General features: G+C 35.7%; 16 protein-coding genes and 1 pseudogene. 14 read left to right on the plus strand and 3 right to left on the minus strand.

The window, feature by feature from the left end:
- Nucleotides 1-78: 78 nt before the first annotated feature.
- The gene (locus tag OKX00_RS03515) at nucleotides 79-1641 is read left to right on the plus strand and encodes an AAA family ATPase (protein WP_265409442.1); all 1563 of its coding nucleotides are present in this window, start codon (nucleotides 79-81) and stop codon (nucleotides 1639-1641) included.
- Nucleotides 1641-2507: an HNH endonuclease gene (locus tag OKX00_RS03520; RefSeq protein ID WP_265409443.1), complete on the plus strand. Its 867-nt coding sequence runs from the start codon at nucleotides 1641-1643 to the stop codon at nucleotides 2505-2507. The genes OKX00_RS03515 and OKX00_RS03520 overlap by 1 nt, the downstream gene beginning before the upstream one ends.
- Nucleotides 2508-2871: 364 nt before the next feature.
- Here OKX00_RS03520 and OKX00_RS03525 read toward each other — a convergent pair whose 3' ends face one another.
- Nucleotides 2872-3708: a helix-turn-helix domain-containing protein gene (locus OKX00_RS03525; RefSeq protein WP_265409444.1), complete on the minus strand. Its 837-nt coding sequence runs from the start codon at nucleotides 3706-3708 to the stop codon at nucleotides 2872-2874.
- A gap of 883 nt (nucleotides 3709-4591) precedes the next feature.
- Between OKX00_RS03525 and OKX00_RS03530 the strand changes: the two genes are divergently transcribed.
- The 8 genes from OKX00_RS03530 to OKX00_RS03570 all read left to right on the plus strand — a co-directional run bounded on the left by OKX00_RS03530 (nucleotide 4592) and on the right by OKX00_RS03570 (nucleotide 13647).
- Nucleotides 4592-5479: a tyrosine-type recombinase/integrase gene (locus tag OKX00_RS03530; protein ID WP_265409445.1), complete on the plus strand. Its 888-nt coding sequence runs from the start codon at nucleotides 4592-4594 to the stop codon at nucleotides 5477-5479.
- Nucleotides 5480-5491: 12 nt separating this feature from the next.
- Nucleotides 5492-6328: a site-specific tyrosine recombinase/integron integrase gene (gene xerA / locus OKX00_RS03535; protein ID WP_265409446.1), complete on the plus strand. Its 837-nt coding sequence runs from the start codon at nucleotides 5492-5494 to the stop codon at nucleotides 6326-6328.
- A gap of 77 nt (nucleotides 6329-6405) precedes the next feature.
- On the plus strand, nucleotides 6406-7296 hold the full coding sequence (gene xerA, locus OKX00_RS03540; protein WP_265409447.1) for a site-specific tyrosine recombinase/integron integrase: 891 nt from the start codon (nucleotides 6406-6408) through the stop codon (nucleotides 7294-7296).
- A 14-nt stretch (nucleotides 7297-7310) separates the two neighbouring features.
- Nucleotides 7311-8150 carry a tyrosine-type recombinase/integrase gene (locus OKX00_RS03545; RefSeq protein WP_265409448.1) on the plus strand — a complete coding sequence of 280 codons (840 nt, stop codon included), beginning with the start codon at nucleotides 7311-7313 and terminating at the stop codon, nucleotides 8148-8150.
- Between the two features lie 287 nt (nucleotides 8151-8437).
- Nucleotides 8438-8602, plus strand: coding sequence for a carbon storage regulator (locus tag OKX00_RS03550; RefSeq protein ID WP_265409449.1), 165 nt, complete (start codon nucleotides 8438-8440; stop codon nucleotides 8600-8602).
- A gap of 68 nt (nucleotides 8603-8670) precedes the next feature.
- On the plus strand, nucleotides 8671-9939 hold the full coding sequence (locus tag OKX00_RS23195; RefSeq protein WP_322114345.1) for a flagellin N-terminal helical domain-containing protein: 1269 nt from the start codon (nucleotides 8671-8673) through the stop codon (nucleotides 9937-9939).
- 358 nt (nucleotides 9940-10297) lie between these two features.
- Complete coding sequence (locus OKX00_RS03565; RefSeq protein WP_416054327.1) at nucleotides 10298-10396, plus strand: flagellin; 99 nt, start codon at nucleotides 10298-10300, stop codon at nucleotides 10394-10396.
- Nucleotides 10397-11460: 1064 nt separating this feature from the next.
- Complete coding sequence (locus OKX00_RS03570) at nucleotides 11461-13647, plus strand: hypothetical protein (protein WP_265409450.1); 2187 nt, start codon at nucleotides 11461-11463, stop codon at nucleotides 13645-13647.
- Between the two features lie 205 nt (nucleotides 13648-13852).
- On the opposite strand, the gene OKX00_RS03575 is transcribed toward OKX00_RS03570, so the two are convergent.
- Nucleotides 13853-14359: a hypothetical protein gene (locus OKX00_RS03575; protein ID WP_265409451.1), complete on the minus strand. Its 507-nt coding sequence runs from the start codon at nucleotides 14357-14359 to the stop codon at nucleotides 13853-13855.
- Between the two features lie 153 nt (nucleotides 14360-14512).
- Here OKX00_RS03575 and OKX00_RS03580 point away from each other — a divergent pair, with 153 nt between their 5' ends.
- Nucleotides 14513-14905 carry a hypothetical protein gene (locus tag OKX00_RS03580; RefSeq protein WP_265409452.1) on the plus strand — a complete coding sequence of 131 codons (393 nt, stop codon included), beginning with the start codon at nucleotides 14513-14515 and terminating at the stop codon, nucleotides 14903-14905.
- 225 nt (nucleotides 14906-15130) lie between these two features.
- Here OKX00_RS03580 and OKX00_RS03585 read toward each other — a convergent pair whose 3' ends face one another.
- On the minus strand, nucleotides 15131-15409 hold the full coding sequence (locus OKX00_RS03585) for a hypothetical protein (RefSeq protein WP_265409453.1): 279 nt from the start codon (nucleotides 15407-15409) through the stop codon (nucleotides 15131-15133).
- Between the two features lie 52 nt (nucleotides 15410-15461).
- Between OKX00_RS03585 and OKX00_RS03590 the strand changes: the two genes are divergently transcribed.
- The 3 genes and pseudogenes from OKX00_RS03590 to OKX00_RS03600 all read left to right on the plus strand — a co-directional run.
- A complete protein-coding gene (locus OKX00_RS03590; protein WP_265409454.1) occupies nucleotides 15462-16142 on the plus strand; it encodes a hypothetical protein in 681 nt (226 codons plus the stop codon).
- 431 nt (nucleotides 16143-16573) lie between these two features.
- Entirely contained in the window at nucleotides 16574-16939 is a 366-nt protein-coding gene (locus tag OKX00_RS03595) for a hypothetical protein (RefSeq protein ID WP_265409455.1), read from the plus strand.
- A 229-nt stretch (nucleotides 16940-17168) separates the two neighbouring features.
- Nucleotides 17169-17402: pseudogene (locus OKX00_RS03600) on the plus strand (IS21 family transposase); the annotation flags it as partial.
- Nucleotides 17403-17505: the final 103 nt, after the last annotated feature.

The following is a 17505-nucleotide window of genomic DNA, read 5'->3' on the forward strand; positions in this document are numbered from 1 at the left end:
TAAGATCAATGAAAATATTAAGATTTTTTTAATGTTAATTGAGTGAAATTCAGAAAGTTTTCAAAGGGGATAATTAAATTGGAATTTATAGTTAAAGAACCGGGGTTTTATCCTAGCAGTGATGATACTGTTGAGGAAACGGTATATATTATCAAAGACAATTGGAATGATTGGTATGATTATCGTACCTTGTATAGAGTTATTTATAAAGACAAAAATGTTACAAAAGAAATTGGAGAAGTAAAAATTGGAGAAGTAGGAATGGAACCTGATGAAAAATTTTACGTTTCTCCTAACTTAACAGAGTCATTTAAAAAGTTGGATGATCAGTTTTTTTCTTTAGGACAAGATGTAAGTTATTATAAAAATCTAAATAAACTAAATGAAGATCTTCGTTTTGAAATTTTGGTTAAGCTTAGAGATGTTTCTTTAAATAATAGACTCTTTGATAAATTTTTATATGAAGATGTTATGGGACGTTCTTTGTTAAGATCAGTAAGTAGAACTTCAGTACGAGGGCAATTTAACAGACTCGCTAATGGCGACTCAAGTTTAACTCCATATAAATTTTCTTACCTTCCCCCAGATAATAACGTTTCTGAATTATTATTTGAGGTTAAGCCAGATTCCCACCCACCTTCAAATGTCCATGTGTTGATTGGCCGTAATGGAGTTGGAAAAACTCATATGCTTAATAATATGATTAAATCGTTAGTATTATCTGACACATCTGATAAGTACGGGAAATTTTATTCCGAAATAGAAGATGAGGAAGAAATATTCGCCAGTTTGGTATCAGTATCATTTAGTGCTTTCGATCAGACTAGACCTCTTCCTCAACAAGAGGATAATTCTAAGGGTCTGAAATATTCATATGTTGGCTTACAGCAACAATACTCAACAGATGATGAAATTATTAAGGAAGAAACAATTAGTGACGAAGAAGGAGAACAGCACTTTCCGAAAGATATAAATATGTTAAGTGATGAGTTCAAAACAAGTTTAAGTGCAGTAATAAGGGCATCAAAAAAGACTAGACTAATTATGGCTTTACGTACACTTGAAGCCGATCCAATATTTAAAGATATAGGAATTTCTCATATAGTTCATAAAAAAAATATTAGGAAGGCAAGAAAAGTTTTCAGGAATTTAAGTTCGGGACATAAAATAGTATTATTAACTATTACAAAGCTTGTTGAAACGGTGGAAGAGCGTACTTTAGTTATAATAGACGAGCCAGAAGGTCATTTACATCCACCACTACTTTCGGCGTTCACTCGTGCATTATCTAACTTATTAAAAACTAGAAATGGTGTAGGAATAATTGCCACGCATTCACCTGTAGTACTTCAAGAAGTCCCTAAAAGCTGTGTAAATATAATAAATAGAAGAAATAAAGACATTTCTATAGATCCACCTGAAATAGAGACGTTTGGTGAAAACATCGGTACATTAACTAGGGAGGTATTTGGTCTTGAAGTAACTCAATCAGGATTCCATAAATTGTTAGAGGAAGCCGTTGATAATCTGGGTGATTTCGATTCTGTACTAGAATATTTTAAAGATGAGCTTGGCATGGAAGCTCGTGGTATTATAAGGGCCCTCTTGTTATATAAAGATGAAGAAGGAATGTTAGGCTAATGCGAAAAGTAAAGAAACCTAGTGATTTACCAAAAGATGTTTTATTAACTTGTATCAGTAATTACCAGGATGAAGACTTGATTACCAGAATGGAATCTGCAGCACGCCATATAGTAGCAGCATCAGACTTGTTTGAGGAAAAGGTTACTTCTAAAACTCTTCACACGTTTGAACCTCATGAAGGAGTTTCAGGCATTGTAAGCACTCAGGAAATGAAAAATGTATATAATGATAAGTTGGCAAAAAAAGGCCAACCTGGCCGAGATATATATGATAGAATTTTAAATGCCCCAAAACTCAATAAGTGTCCAATATGTGGACATAGAGTTGTTTCTACATTAGATCACCATCTGCCCAAGGCAAAATTCCCAGCTTTATCGGTTACTCCGATAAACTTAATTCCAAGTTGTTTTGATTGTAATAAAACAAAAACAGCAGCTAGACCTTTATCGGCAGAAGAAGAAACATTACATCCATACTTTGATGATGTTGAGGAAGACTTGTGGTTAAAAGCAAAAATTTTAGAAGTAAAACCTATTGCATTTATATTTTTTGTCACTCAACCAGAGAATTGGGATGATTTAAAATACATGAGAGCAAAAAATCACTTGAAAATATTTGAATTAGGGAGACTCTTTAGCATAAATGCAGCCGAAGAGTATACAATGAGAGAATTAACGCTGAAAAGAATTTATAGTAAGGCTGGCTCAGAGGGTCTGAAAATACAACTTCAGGACTATGCTGAAAGTGCAGAAGCAGTACACCTAAATTCTTGGCAATCAGCAATGTTTCGAGCTCTTGAAGATAGTAATTGGTATCTTAACAATTACTTTAATACAGAAGTTAGCAGGTCAAATATTAAATAAGTTACTTAAAAAACAAAGAATCCCACTTGGATTCTTTGTTTTTTTAATAGTAAGTTTCTAAGACAAATCTAATAAGCAATCTTTTTCATTTATTATTCCACTTATTAATTATGATTTGTTAAGTATGTGTTGTCATTCTGGATTTGTTCAATATGGATTAGGTTGGCTGTCTTTTTTAATTTCGGTCACCAAAAAGGACAATACATTTATGTCATTAATCATGAATATAGCTTTATTGAAGTGACCATTATGATAGTATCACTCTTTCAACTAAATGCTATTTTAGTTGAAAGAGCAGTTCAGAAAAATGTCTGCTGATAGCAAGCAGACAAAGGGTAAACAATTAAGTTATAATGCCTTTTTATTAAACTGCTACTAATGCTTCTGAATTTTGTTGTATGAACCAAGCCAACTGTGATGAATTTGGGAGGACGTCATTCAAGCTAACTTTTGAATTGCAAATGTGTTCAAACTGTTGCTGAAGCGTTGTCTGAGGAGAAAACCAGGTATAAACTGCACCGGCTTGTTTTTCAATGAGGTGCGGAACATCCAGGTCACATGCAAAGCTGTAATCATGAGGTCCGACCCAACGTTCAAACAGGTCAATCTTATCTCTGTGTTTCTTCGGCAGTTCTAAAGTTAATATATGATTGTTTCGGAATAGACGAAAGAAAATATTGTTTTCCTCAGATACTTGAAGTAAACCTTCAACACAACGATGGTTGGTACCAATTTGAAAGGAAAGTTCTTTCTTAATTGATTCTATTAGATCTGTGAGGGAGTACTTCACAAGAGAGGCTTTCCAATGTTCATTGATGATTTCAAGACATTGCTTCAGGATAGATTCCTGAAAGGGCGTTTGGACTTTTTTGATATGGCTTATAAAGTCCTTCAACAAAGAATCATTTTCTAATGGTGCAGGTGCATTTGAAGAGTCAACACTCTCGTCATCTGCTTTTTGCTTTTCCAGCAACTCTTCTAACAAATGGATATCTTCGTTAAAAGTGCTGGCGTATCTTTGCAACTTTTTCTTTTTTGGTAGCCGTTTGTTTGTCTCAATCAAGCCAATATAGGAAGAACTAACTTCTAATTGAGCCGCTAAATCTTTCCTGGTAAGTTTATGCTGTTTTCTCAGCTGTTTAAGATGGTATCCTAAGGTGTTTTCCTCAACTTTTTCACCTTGAATCTTTAAATCTTTCATATGACTTCATCTCCTCTTTAAATAAGAATTTATACACCTAACAGTTATATCCAGGAAGATAGTTTTTAAACAGAGTAAACCACGAAGAAAAAGGCCTGCAGCACATTTTGCAGGCCTTTTAATATGTTCTATTCATTACTTTTAAAATATGAACAACAGCAATTCGGTTTGGATATAATGATTAGTAGTAGTGACTGCTGATTGAAGATGCAAGGAGGGAAATGTCCTATGACAGATATTATGATGTTCGATAACAAATCCTGCAACAAAAAGTTAACTTGTTATCGGTATAAGGCAAATTCGAATCCTTATTATCAAGCGTACTTAGTTGAACCAAAAAAAACTGTGAAGATATAGCTTATAAATATTACATAAAGCTTTAATTAGAAGTTTGAAGAAAATAAAACTAAATCATTCAGTAGGTTTACTATAAGAGCCTTTTGCATAAACTAAGATGTAGAAGGACGGCTGCTTTACAAATTGATAATCTAAAAAAGAGATCCATTCTGTCTGTAATGTACAGAATTGGGTCTCTTTTTTTGTTTTATAGCCTATTCAAAAAAATATTTTTTGACTGAATAAAAAATTTTATGGTGTCTATTATGAAAGTAAGAGTCTTTCAACATAATTCGAATTTAGTTGAAAGAGTGAGTATTTTTCCAGAAATCATTAATAGGAGTGCGAAGAAATTGAACTCCTACTCTTTCAACATAATACCGGATTAGTTGAAAGAGTCTTCATATGAATAAAACACTGAGTTATCACGGTCGGAAGTGGTAGCTCTTTTTGCCGTGGGCTCGTGATTAAAACGTTTTTTTCTGTTAACAATAGAGCCATCATATCGATGTTGGAAGCTGAGAACGAAGGAAAGGAGGTTAATGAGTTGGCTTCTTCACAAAAATATTGGCAAAGCACCAACGAGGCTATTCTGCTTCAAACTAAAAAAGTTTTAAACGAATACTTGCTTAGTTTAAAACTTGCTAATAAAGCGGAAGCAACAATTACAAAATACTGCTGGGTATTGGAACGCTTCCTAATGGAGTGTCGTACTCCATTGGCAGATCTTACTTCAGATGACGTTCTGCAATGGTTCAATGACTATTCACCCGGTAAAAAAAGTAAAACGCTCGATCTCTTTCATTCCTGTTTTACTTCTTTCTTTAATTTTTGTATAGAGGAAGATCACATGGAAAATCAGGTTATGAAAAAGAGATGGCGGCCAAAAATTCCGCAAGCACTTCCTAAGTATTTAAGTCAGGAAGAATATGCTCGGGTCAAATTGGCTGCGGAAGATCTTTCTCTTCGAAATCGAGCCATTGTATTGTTTTTCCTGTCTTCAGGATGCCGGAAGACCGAAGTATCGAACTTAAACATTCAAGATGTGGACGTTAACAAGCGGACTGCTGAAGTGAAAGGAAAAGGCGGTAAAATTCGAAAAGTCCATTTTTCGGAAGAATGTTCAATGGTTTTAAATGAATATTTAAAATCACGTTCCTTTCAAGAAACGGATGCTTTATTTGTAACTCCAAAGGGTCTTCGTCTTCAATCCAAAGGAATCTATGAAATGATTAGTAGATTTGGAAAAAAGATAGAACTATCCTTACATCCCCATTGTTTTCGCCATACATTTGCGACAAACATGATGGCAAGGGGAGCTGAGATTGAATTTATCGCCGATGAAATGGGGCATGCCAACATAAATACGACTCGAGTTTATGCGCGGGTTCCTACAGAAGATATGATGATAGCTTATCAAAATAAAATGGGATAGGTTGGTGAGTTTATGAAACTTGAAATTCAACAGAATTTCTTTGATGATCATCAAGTTCGTTTCAGCCCAGAAACCATAAGGAGTTACAAAATAGCACTTACTCAATTCTTCTCTTATTGTGATGAAAAAAAATACGAGGAGATAAAAGCAATGGATATTCGAGCTTGGCTCGCTTCTTTGGAAGAACAAGGCCTGAAACCTCGAACAATCCATTTGAAATTGAGTGCCGTTAAGTCTTTTTATCGATATTGTCTTGAAGAAAATATCATTAAAAAGAATCCTGCGGTTAGCGTTCAAACACCTCAAAAGGATGATTCTCTTCCTTACTACCTTAGCAAACGGCAGGTCGAACTTCTGAAAGAGCTGACAAAGGAAAATCCACGGGATCGAGCCATTGTTGAAGCTTTGTTTGCAACTGGTGTGAGGATTAGTGAACTTTTGCAAATCCGGCATGAGGACATCAAGTGGGATACACGGCAAATATGGATACGTAAAGGAAAAGGAAACAAAGAACGGTTCGTATTTTTTACGCATGACTGTTCTGAAAGGCTAAAAGCTTATATCCAGCAGCAAAAGCGTAAGAGTATCTATTTGTTTCCTAACAATAGAGGAGGGTGCTTAAGCCGAACTTTTGTTGAACAGCGGTTTCAAATATTTTCAAAAGAATTGGGATTTAGGGTGGTTCCTCATACCATGCGTCATACGTTTGCAGCACACCTTGCTGAAAAAAGCATGCCGCAAAGCTACATTCAAGAATTGCTTGGCCATGCAGATATTAACAGCACCCGTATTTATACCCGGTTAATGGAACACGCCCGTAAAAAAATATATGACCGTTTTCATGGATGAAATAAAACCCTATTTATAACCCGGAAATTCTATAAGATCAGGCTTTATATGTATGTAAAATTAAAGGAGGAATTGTTTTGGAACCATATTGGAAACTAACCATGGATCTACCTAATAAAGAAAATCAAAAAGGAGTTGAGAACTTTTTAATGCATCTAAAATTAGCAAACCGTAGCGATGTGACAATTATTAACTATAGACGAAGTCTAGAAAATTTTTTTAGGGATATGGAAGATGCATATTCATCTATTTCGTCTGAACAAATTTTAGATTGGCTTCAGAAAAATAAAAGCCATTTAAAAAAAACGAGCTACAAGTCAGTTTTAGCTGTCCTTTCATCGTTTTATAGCTTTTGTGTCCAGGAATCTTTAATGGAGAAATCCCCAATCAAAAGAAGATGGTTCCCTCGGCTACCGCAATCTCTTCCGAAGTATCTTGAAAAAGATGAAGTTGCCAAAGTTCGGCAAGTGAGCGAGCAATTATCAATCCGTGACCAATTCATAGTTGAATTTTTGTTATCTTCAGGGTGCCGGGTTGGTGAACTACACCGGTTAAATCTTGAAGACGTAGATTTAGAAAATCGCACGGCGAGAGTTTTGGGTAAAGGAAAAAAGATACGTTCTATCCATTTTTCGGAGAGATGTGCAGTACTCCTTGAGAAGTATTTGGGTACACGTCATATTTTAAATTTTTCCTCACCGCTCATTGTGACAAGATGGACAGGGCAGCGTCTTAGTATTAATGGGTTACAAACGATGTTAACCAGACTCGGAAGAAAGGCAGGTTTAGACTCAAATTTGCATCCACATCGCTATCGACATACCTTCGCAACTGAACTATTGTCCAAAGGAGCAGAGCTTTCCTTTATTAGTGATGAGTTGGGCCATGCTAGTTTAAGTACTACTCAAATCTATGCAAGGATTCCCAACCACCTGATTTTACTTCTATATAGAAAATTTATGGGTTAGGGGAGGGTAAATTCATGCATTTATCAGAAGGATGCATACATCAATTTCTCCAAGATCATAAAACTCGTTTTGCAAAACGAACGATGGAGGGATATGAAACGACAATCAAACAACTATTGACATTTTATGAAAAACCTTTTAACGAGATATCTTCTGTTGAAATCCGACATTGGCTCATTTATTTAGGAGAAAATGGTTTGAAGGTAGGCACAATAATAAATAAAGTTAAGGGTTTGCGTTTGTTTTATTATTATTGTGTTGAGGAAGGGTTTATTAAGGATAATCCTATTGAAGGTGTTCCATATCCTAAAGAAGAAAGGAAGCTTCCTTATTATTTAACTTCCGAGCAATTGTTGCGACTGAGGGACCTTTGTAAAGGGAACTTGAAACAAAGGGCGGTTGTAGAAGTCCTGTATTCGACGGGGGTTCGAGTAAGTGAACTAACCAGCATGAAACTTAAGGATATTAATTGGCCTGAACGGAAAATTAGGATTCCGATGGGAAAAGGCGAAAAAGAACGTCTGGTTTTTTTTACAAAAGAGTGCGCTGAACATTTAAAAGTATATTTGGGAAGTCGTAATGATGATTTACCTTTTGTTTTTTTGAATCGTAATGGTACAGAGCCATTCTCTAGATATTCAATTGTACATTGGTTTAGAACCTTTAGGGAAAACCTAGATTTTTATTTGACAGCACATACATTACGTCATACTTTTGCGGCAAATTTGGCGATGAAAGGAATGTCATTGTCGTGTATTCAAGTTTTACTAGGCCATACAGATTTTCAAACTACCCAAATATATGCTCGTTTGCATCAAAAAGCTCAAAAAGAAATGTATGACCAATGGATGTGAAATCATTCTTTTTGAAGTGGGGTTTACAGTCTAAAGGAAGGGGCTGTCCAATAAGTCCCTAAAATAAAAAGCAGGACGGAAAAACGACACGTTTTTCCGTCTTATTAATTAACAAAACAAATTAAGCAAGCTCCTCAACAATTCTTAAATATTTAAATGGTTATTTAAAAAAATAATCTTGGTTAATTTTTAGTTTGATAAGTTCTAATAAAAAATTGAAAGTGGACTAAACTTTGTAACATGCTTGTCCGATATTAACTATGAATACATCAAGGAGGATGATTTACATGGCATTAGTCGTGGGAAGAAAACCTGGGGAAAGTATAATCATTAATGACAATATTAAAGTTACAGTTATTAAAACAGATGATAACATGCTTCGGTTAAAAATCGACGCACCAAAAGAAGTAAGTATTGTTAGGGAAGAATTACTTGGCGATAATCCCGAATAGGGAATTATTGATAAATGGGTACATATGGATGTGGATCCCAAAAAAACAAAACATGGAGGTAGATTCTAATGAGAATCAATCACAACATTGCGGCACTTAACACGTACCGCCAACTGAACGGTGCTTCTGAAGCACAGTCAAAGTCAATGGAGAAATTATCATCAGGACTTCGTATTAATCGTGCTGGTGACGATGCAGCAGGTCTTGCAATCTCTGAAAAAATGCGCGGGCAAATCCGTGGATTGGATCAAGCTTCACGTAATGCTCAAGACGGTATCTCTATGATTCAAACAGCTGAAGGTGCATTGAACGAGACTCATGACATCCTGCAACGCATGAGGGAACTTTCAGTTCAGTCATCAAACGATACTAACACACTGGATGATCGTAAAGAAATTCAAAAAGAAGTTGAACAATTAAAATCAGAAATTAACCGTATTTCTGATACTACCGAATTTAATACTCAAAAACTATTAAATGGTAGTCTGGGAGCAGTTGGCTCATCTTCTGACAATTCTGTAGTAAAATTAGAAACAGCTTCAGGATTAAAAAAGGGTGATTACACAGTAGCAGTTTCAACTGCAGCTACTGTAAAAACAGCAGATGATGGTTCTACAACTTTTGATGGATCTGATAATGGTTTAACCGGATTAGAGTTAACAATAAATGGTGTTGCAATTGACTTTAGTGATATGGCTGACACTGATGATGCAGATGCAATTGTTACAAAAATCAATTCATACTCAGCTCAAACTGGTGTAACTGCTTCAAATAGTAGTGATGCTATTAGTTTATCAACTGAGGCATTTGGTTCAGATGCTAAATTAGTTTTAGGTGGAGCGGATGCTGCTGAATTTGGTGGTGCTATATCCGGTGGTGATGATGCAGTAGTCACTATTACAGATGAAAATGATGTTGCTGAAACAATCACAGGAAATGGACAAGCAGTGAGCTATAGAGGTTCTCAACTAACTGCTACTCTAGCTTCTGGAACTGGTAGTGCAACTCTAACTGTGTCAAATAGTGGAGCAACCCTACAAATTGGTGCTAATAAAGATCAAAACATGTCAATTGATATTAATGAAATGAGTACTAAAACCCTTGGTGATTCAACAGTAGGACTTGTAAAAGATATTAATCTTCAAACTCAAGATGGAGCTAATAATGCTATCAAGACACTTGATAAAGCAATTCAATTAGTTTCAGGCGAACGCTCTAAGCTTGGTGCGTTCCAAAACCGATTAGAGCACACAATTAATAACCTTGGAACATCTTCTGAAAACTTAACTGCTGCAGAATCACGTGTTCGTGACGTAGATTATACTTTAGCTGCCTAAGCAGTGACAAGTACAGTCGTCCTGGCTGGTAACGGCCAGTGATTATAATCGGGTGAATTGCTGGAAACCCCTTAAGCTTTTCTTGCCACAACGTAGTTGGAAACGACAACCGTGAAGGCTTAAAAAAAGAAAAGATTGGGCAATCAGCAGCCAAGCTCCTGTCTCGAAAGAGTGGAGAAGGTTCAACGACTAGGATATACCATCTAAGGCGAAAGCTATGATGATGAAATCCGTAGGTGACACAATGTCAGTTCAGCATTGTAGATCCGAAGTGCCCGACCCCTACTGAAGTTTAGAGGGTGAAGATATAGTCTGGTCATTTATGAAAGTAAATGTTCGCACGATGGCGAAAGAAATGATGAACCAAACTAAGAATTCTATTCTTTCTCAAGCAGCACAAGCAATGCTGGCTCAATCCAATCAAATGCCTCAAGGGGTTTTACAACTCTTGAAGTAATGATTAGAAGGGCGTCCAGTTTGGCAACGAACTGGAGTATAACTGGGTGAATTGCTGGAACTTCCTAAAGCTTCATCAACCACAGCGTAACTGGAAACGGTAAGCGTAAGGGTTTGAAAATGATGAAGATAAAACAATGGATAATCAGCAGCCAAGCTCCTGTGAAGAAACTCTGGAGAAGGTTCAACGACTAGAGAACACGGTCTAAGGCAAAAGCTATGACTATGAATCTCGTAGGACAGTATAATGCTGTTCGAAGTGCCCAGCCCCTTATAATAAGGGTGAAGATATAGTCTATTCTGTATCCGAAAGGAACAGTGGCAAAGCAAGCCAACCAACAACCGCAAGGTGTTCTTCAATTACTACGTTAATATTACTTTTTTTAAGAAGGATCCTGTTATCAGGGTCCTTTTTAATTATTATACGGACGTAATTTTAAAAGAGCTTCTTTACAATTGTTAAAAGAAGAACGTAAAACTAGACAATAGGCAAATTATTAGAGAAAAAATATTTTACTGATTTGAATGGTTTTCTTTTTTAATGTCTATCACAAGGAAGTCATATACGTACCTTATTTTTAATTTAAACAAATAGGTGAAATCCAGGTATGTTATATTGTTTTTTTTGACAAGCTATTAAGTGAAAAGGGTGTAGGTTATTGTCGAAGTATATTGGGATTTATGGTATTATTTATATTGAATTTGTTTTAAAATTGTCTCGTTTAAAAGATGAGTTGTCTAGAATTCTGGTTTTACCCAAACTAAATTAAAAAAATAAAACGCCATCAATCCTTGATATATATGGATTGATGGCGTTTTTTTATATTTCTAGTTGAGTCTGTAAGTGCGATTAACCTTAAAGAAGTAGTTGTTACTTTCAACCAGGATGTTGATTCAACGACTGCTGGAACTACAAGTAACTATACATTTGCAACTGCTAGCGGAGTAACTGTAACTGATGCGGATGTAGATGGTAAAACTGTTACTTTAACCGTTTCAGGTGCAACACAACAACAAGTTACAGACTTATCAATTGAAAATGTTAAATCTGCTTCTGGTAAAGTAGTGGCTAAAGACACTAAAACTGTTAAATTTATCGACGTTGCTCCTCCTCAAGTGCTTGGAGTTAAAGTTGCTGGACCTAAAAAGGTAACTGTACAGTTCTCTGAGCCTTTATCTGCAGTACCAACATTTAAATTTGATGGAGGTACAAACACAGTTGTTACAACTGATTTTGTTGCAGGTTCTAAAGAAATCACATTAACTTTAGGTTCTCAGCCATCTGTTGGAAACCACAAAGTTGAGGTTTCTGGTGGTAAAGACTATGCAAACTTCTCAGTTGATAAAGTAGAAAAAGAATTCGCATTTGCTAACGATGTTGCAGCTCCTGTATTAACAGTTAAGTCTGCAACTGACAAGAAAGTTGTGTTAGTATCAGACGAGCCACTTGTAAATGCTAACAACTCTAACGTTGAGTTCTATCATACAGTTAAAGGTTCATCTGCATATAAAGGTTCTGTAGAAGTATCTGCTGATGCAAAAGAAATCACTTTAACTTTCAGCACACCACTTCCAGAAGGTGCTAACAAGTTATTCTTATCTTATGGTAGTGAAACTGGAACTAAGATTGAAGATGCTTGGGGCAATAAATTAGCAGCTACTGAGTTTGCTTTAACTGCTGCAGTTGACAGAACTGCTCCTACACTTTCAGATGAAATTGAAACTGTAGATGCTGATACTTTACGCGTAACTTACAGCGAATTAGTTAACAACGCTACTACAAAATCTAACTACGAACTTAAAGATGCAGATGGTAACCTTGTATCTATTGCAAGTGTAACTCCTGTAGATGGAAAAACTAAATCTTACGATATTAACCTAACTTCTCAATTAGAGGGTGGAGCGTACACTCTTAAAGTTAAGAACGGTGTAGTTGATACTAACGAAAACAAATTGGTAGAAGTTGTTAAATCTGTAACTGTTGCTGACAAAAAAGCTCCACTTGTTACAAGTGCTTCACAGCGTATTAGTGATACTAAAGCTAAAATTCTTTTCTCTGAAGCAATGGATGCGGCTTCTATCACTGATAAAACCAACTACTTCTTTAACGGTGCAGCATTACCAACAGGTACAACACTTACAGCTGTAGATAATAACAAAGCAGTAATTGTTGATTTTACAAATGTAACTGGATTTACAGCATTAAGTTCTGCTGGCACAGATACATTCTCTGTAGGTCGTGTGAAAGACACAGCTGGTAACTATGTAGCTAGACAAACCACTACAGTTACTGTTCCTGGAGCAGTATCAACTGTACGTCCTTCAGCAACTGGTGGAGCTAAAGTCGTTGCTACAGATAAGATTGAACTTAAGTTTGATGAAACAATTCGTAACTACAAAGCTTCTGACTTTGAAGTAACAGGCAACACAGTTGCAAGCATTTCTGACAGAACTGAAAATGGAAAAACGACAATTGTTCTAACACTTGGTACACCAGTAGCAACTAATGCAGTTCCAACTGTAAAGACAGCAGCTACTGGCGTAACTGCTGAGAACTTACAAGGAATCAAAGTAGGATTCTCTGCTGTAACTCCAACTGATGCAGTGGCTCCAGTTGTCGCTACATTTGACCATGATGCAAATGCTTCTACAGCAAATGCTAAAAACATTGTTGCAACTGATGAAACTGGCAACGATGGTATCATTGACCATGTTTATGTAACAATGTCTGAAAACATTGAAGCATTTGCTGCATCTACTTCAGCTGGCAACTTTGCAACTGTTGAAGGATTTGATGTAACAAAAGCAGAAGCTGCTGGAAATGATGCTGTAATAAAGTTAACAGTATCTCCGAAAACAGGAGTTGAAGGAACTGTAGAAACTACTCCGACTGTAACAATCAAAAATGTTGCAGACTTAGCTGGAAACACAGTAGTAGAATTCAATTCAGCAGTTACTCCTGTAATTACTGGTGCAGCAGTTTTAAAAACTGACGAAGCTGGTTACACTGGTTGGGACCGTTATGCATTTGTTGATGCAGCTGGAAATCCAGTTAGCTTAACTGAATCTGCTACAAATGAAATCCTAGCTAAATTACCTGATGGTTCATTCGTTTCTGTACCAACAGATGATGATGCTGCAAGTGCTCGTTTAAGCTTTAAGGCTGATAAAGCTACAGGCGCTTATACTTTCTTCGTACAGAAGACCAACAATGCTTGGGTAAAAGTTGTTATCAACCATACTGCTCATTAATAAAAAAATTGTTCTTATAAAAAAAGGAGAATCTACTTTCAGATTCTTCTTTTTTATATGCGTTAAATAATTAGTTTGAGGTCACCCTACTACTATATATCGAAGAGGATTATTGATCTGGTATCCCAATAATCCTCTTCTTTTTTTATATTTATAAAATTTATCACACGAATCGGATAGCCTTTGAAAAGGCTAAATAAGTTTACTAAGATTGATTTTCCCGAATCCAATAGAAAAATAAATATATAAATAGATGGAAGATAAGGAAATATTGGGAAAGTTCCAATGAAAACATATCTATAGAAACCAGAAGGATCTTAAATGAATACTTGTTAAGTTTAAAACTTGCGAATAAAGCAGAAGCCACCAAAACAAAATATCTTTGGATATTAGAACGGTTTTTTTGTGAGTGTTCTATTCCTTTAGATACTCTAACTTCTGAGGATGTTCTAAAATGGTTGAACGACTTTTCAGTAGATAAAAAAGCGAAGACGATTGACCTTAGAATAAGTGCGCGATCTCTCCCGAATCTTGTAATCATTTCATAGATTCCTTTGGGTAGAAGACGGCGACCTTTCAGATTCATAAATATCGAATCTTTTTCCCTTTCCCCTTCACCTGTGCCGTTGTAAGTATCTTTATTAACAAAAGAAGTATTGAAAGTCAATGCTACAGGTGTAGAAATGACAGAAGCAGCTTCTGTTGAATTCACATATGAAATTGCAGCTAAATCTGTTTCTTTATCCCAAACAAGATTCTATGATGGAGATAACATCTTAGATTCAGTTGTTGTTAAAGACGAAAATGGTCTAGTACTAGATAATGCGCATTAGATATTGAAGTTTCTTCTACTGATTCAGCTGCTGTGGATTCAGATGGTGATGTTTCTACTTCATCAGAAAAATCCTTCTATGTAGAAGTTAAGGTAAAAGACGGTTCTGAAGTATTGGCTACAACTGGTGCAGTTAAAGTAACTGTAGCTCCAGAACTAGAAGTTTCTTCTTTTGAAGGAATTCATCTTGGTGATTTAAATGCTTCTACAGAAGTTGCTGATTATGAAGACTTGAAAGCAAGCAACGATGTAGTTACTTCACTTAAAGTAAATGCAACTGGAAAAACTTTGAACCTTTTTGCTAAGGATGTTGAAGGCAATATCGTTCTTCTTTCTCCAATTGAAGATGACGCTTCTACTACTACTGTAGACGAAACCAACTTCAAAATTACTAACTTAACTCCAAGTTGCCAATGTAACTGTTGATGGAGGAAAGTTCGTTGTTAAGACAATTGCTGCTGGAAAAGCTCAAGCTAAAATTAAAGTTGGAAGCTTTGAAACTACTGTAACTTTTGAAGTGACTGCTAACGAAAAGATTGCTGATGCAACTCACTGCTGCAAATGGAACTAAAACTTCAGAAGATGCAGCTGTTACTTTGAAAGACCAGTATGGTGATGTTATTGCTTTCCCAGATAATACTACAAGCACAACTAATGATACTGACGCTGTAGTAATTTAAGTGTTAAGTCTGGTAACACCCGTGTTGCAGAAGCAACGGTAGCTGCCGATGGTACCGTTACTATTTCTAAACCTGCCTTAAATGCTATTAAAGGTTCTACAACAGTAACAGTAGAATTTAAAGATACTACTGGTAAAGTTGTATTTACAAAATCAATCGCTGTAACAGCAACTGATTTTGGTACTGAAGTTGCAAAGTATGAATTAGACGTAACTTCTGAAAATACTGTACTTGATGCTGACGATGACACAAATGAAACTCACGCAGATGTTGATGATGCAGTAATTCTAGTACTTAAACAATTGGATAAAAACGGGAATGTTATTGGTACTGAAGAGTTAAATGGTACTGATGCAAGATTAACATTCACTGCTTCTAATTCCAAAGACCAAGATTTCTTTAACGCCGTAGCTTACTCTGCTGGAGACGCATCAGCTACAATTGATTTTGCATCTGATGCTGTTCTTAAACTTGTTAATTCTGGTTCATTAAAAGTTACAGCAACTGTAGGTGGAGTTACTGTTGATACTTTAGATGTTGCCTATAAGAATACTGATTCTGTAGCATCTAAGGCTGTAGTTAATGCTGCAAACCGTACAATCGATTTGTCTAGCCTTGCTACAGGTAGTACTTCTGTAACGGTTGAAGAACTATTGTTTGGTAAATTAAACAGTACTAACAATAAATATATTCTTAATCCTGTACTAACTATTCAAGACCAAGCTGGTAAGACTATGGGATATGATTTTGCTGCTGGACTTGATGTATTGAAGAATGGTCTTACTGTAGATGCAGGAACACCAGTTGTAACAAACCTAAACAATGTTTCTAACAGCTCAGGCACACTTTCCTTGGTTGATGATTCCAAATCCGGAAGTGTAACTATTGTCCTTCCAGCTGTTGTAACTAAGGATTCTAGCACAACTGTAAATGCTGACTTGTTAGCTGCTCCTGTTTCCATCACAGTTACTTTAGTTAAATAATCACCTAGAATAACTGGAGAGCTCTTTGAGAGAATTTATTCTTCAAAGAGCTCTTTTTTTACACGTGAGAAAGGCTGTGCTGAATTAAGGATTAATTATAATCTTAATTTGGCACCCCTTTCCTGAAAAAACCCCAAAGACAATTGTCTTTGGGTTTTTTTCTTCTTATAAAAATTAGGTGCAGTAATATCACATACGCGCTTAGTTGATTATCCTAAAGTAATATGTATGTATTACGTTAAAGACAACATGAATATTTTATGGGATAAAATTATTTAAAGAAGTAAAATTCATTCTGGAGTACCAATAATAGAAGAATTACTTAAAAGTTGCTCAAAAGAAGAAGAGAAGTATGAGAAAAATGATTTAATAGATTTTTTAAGTGATGAGGAAAAAATAAAGAGTTTATTAGTTTAGTACAAGAGGTGGTTTTGAGTCGGGAAATAGCACTAGCAAGGGAAACATTAACTAAAATAAGTCAAATTGCGGATCATATTGAAATTTTAAATGAAGTTATTGAACACGATTTAACTCGGATATATAGAGTAAGAAACAAATTAGTGCACTCAGGTAATAATATATTATTTAATGTAGATATCTTTACAATCCGCTTAAATAAATATGTCAATTCCCTAATAGGGACTATTATACATTACCTTAAAAGGCAGCCTGAGTTGAATATTTCAGAAGTTTTAAATTCAATACATGAAACTTATGATTGGTATATTAGCTATTTGAAAAAAGGAGAAAACATAGACATAAAAACAGCGGCATTTCCTCCTTATTTATATATGTAACGACCAACTGAATTCTTGAAGGCATTTTCTCGATATGCTTGTGATGATGCCTTTTTTTTGCCTTTCCTGAATAGCATACAAAGTGTATGGAGCACCCTAGTCACTATGCAGGATGTCTATAACGTTTGTCAGCCTCTGAATGTTAAAGCCGATGTTAAAATCCCCAATATAGCCGGAATAAAATTCCCCATCTAAAATAGAACCATAGGTTTGAGAGGAGCCATGGTTCATGATAATTAGAGGGGGCTTTTTTATGATTAAAGAGATGTACAATAAAGGAATGATCATATCAGATATCTCAAGGGAGCTGCAGATGGATCGGGAAACCGTTAGAAAATACATCCACTCTGCAACTGCTTCTTCGAAGCTCGATCCTTATAAAGAATACTTACAGAGGCGTATGATGGAAGACAATGTATTTAATGGAGAGCGTTTGCGTGATGAAATTCGCCAACTGGGCTATCTATCTCTTCAATGGAAGCAGCAAAAGAACTCAACTTACCACACTATCGTCATATTTGTACTGTTCTTAGGAGAGAGTCACCACATTACAGACAGATTAGAAT

Origin of the sequence: Fictibacillus sp. KU28468, assembly GCF_026153615.1 — a bacterium.
GTDB lineage: Bacteria > Bacillota > Bacilli > Bacillales > Fictibacillaceae > Fictibacillus_C > Fictibacillus_C marinisediminis.

Coding starts and splice junctions, on each gene's coding strand:
- OKX00_RS23195 (WP_322114345.1), top strand. CDS start 8,671: ATGAGAATCAATCACAACATTGCGGCACTTAACACGTACCGCCAACTG.
- OKX00_RS03525 (WP_265409444.1), bottom strand. CDS start 3,708: ATGAAAGATTTAAAGATTCAAGGTGAAAAAGTTGAGGAAAACACCTTA.
- OKX00_RS03520 (WP_265409443.1), top strand. CDS start 1,641: ATGCGAAAAGTAAAGAAACCTAGTGATTTACCAAAAGATGTTTTATTA.
- xerA (WP_265409446.1), top strand. CDS start 5,492: ATGAAACTTGAAATTCAACAGAATTTCTTTGATGATCATCAAGTTCGT.
- OKX00_RS03545 (WP_265409448.1), top strand. CDS start 7,311: ATGCATTTATCAGAAGGATGCATACATCAATTTCTCCAAGATCATAAA.
- OKX00_RS03565 (WP_416054327.1), top strand. CDS start 10,298: ATGAACCAAACTAAGAATTCTATTCTTTCTCAAGCAGCACAAGCAATG.
- OKX00_RS03550 (WP_265409449.1), top strand. CDS start 8,438: ATGGCATTAGTCGTGGGAAGAAAACCTGGGGAAAGTATAATCATTAAT.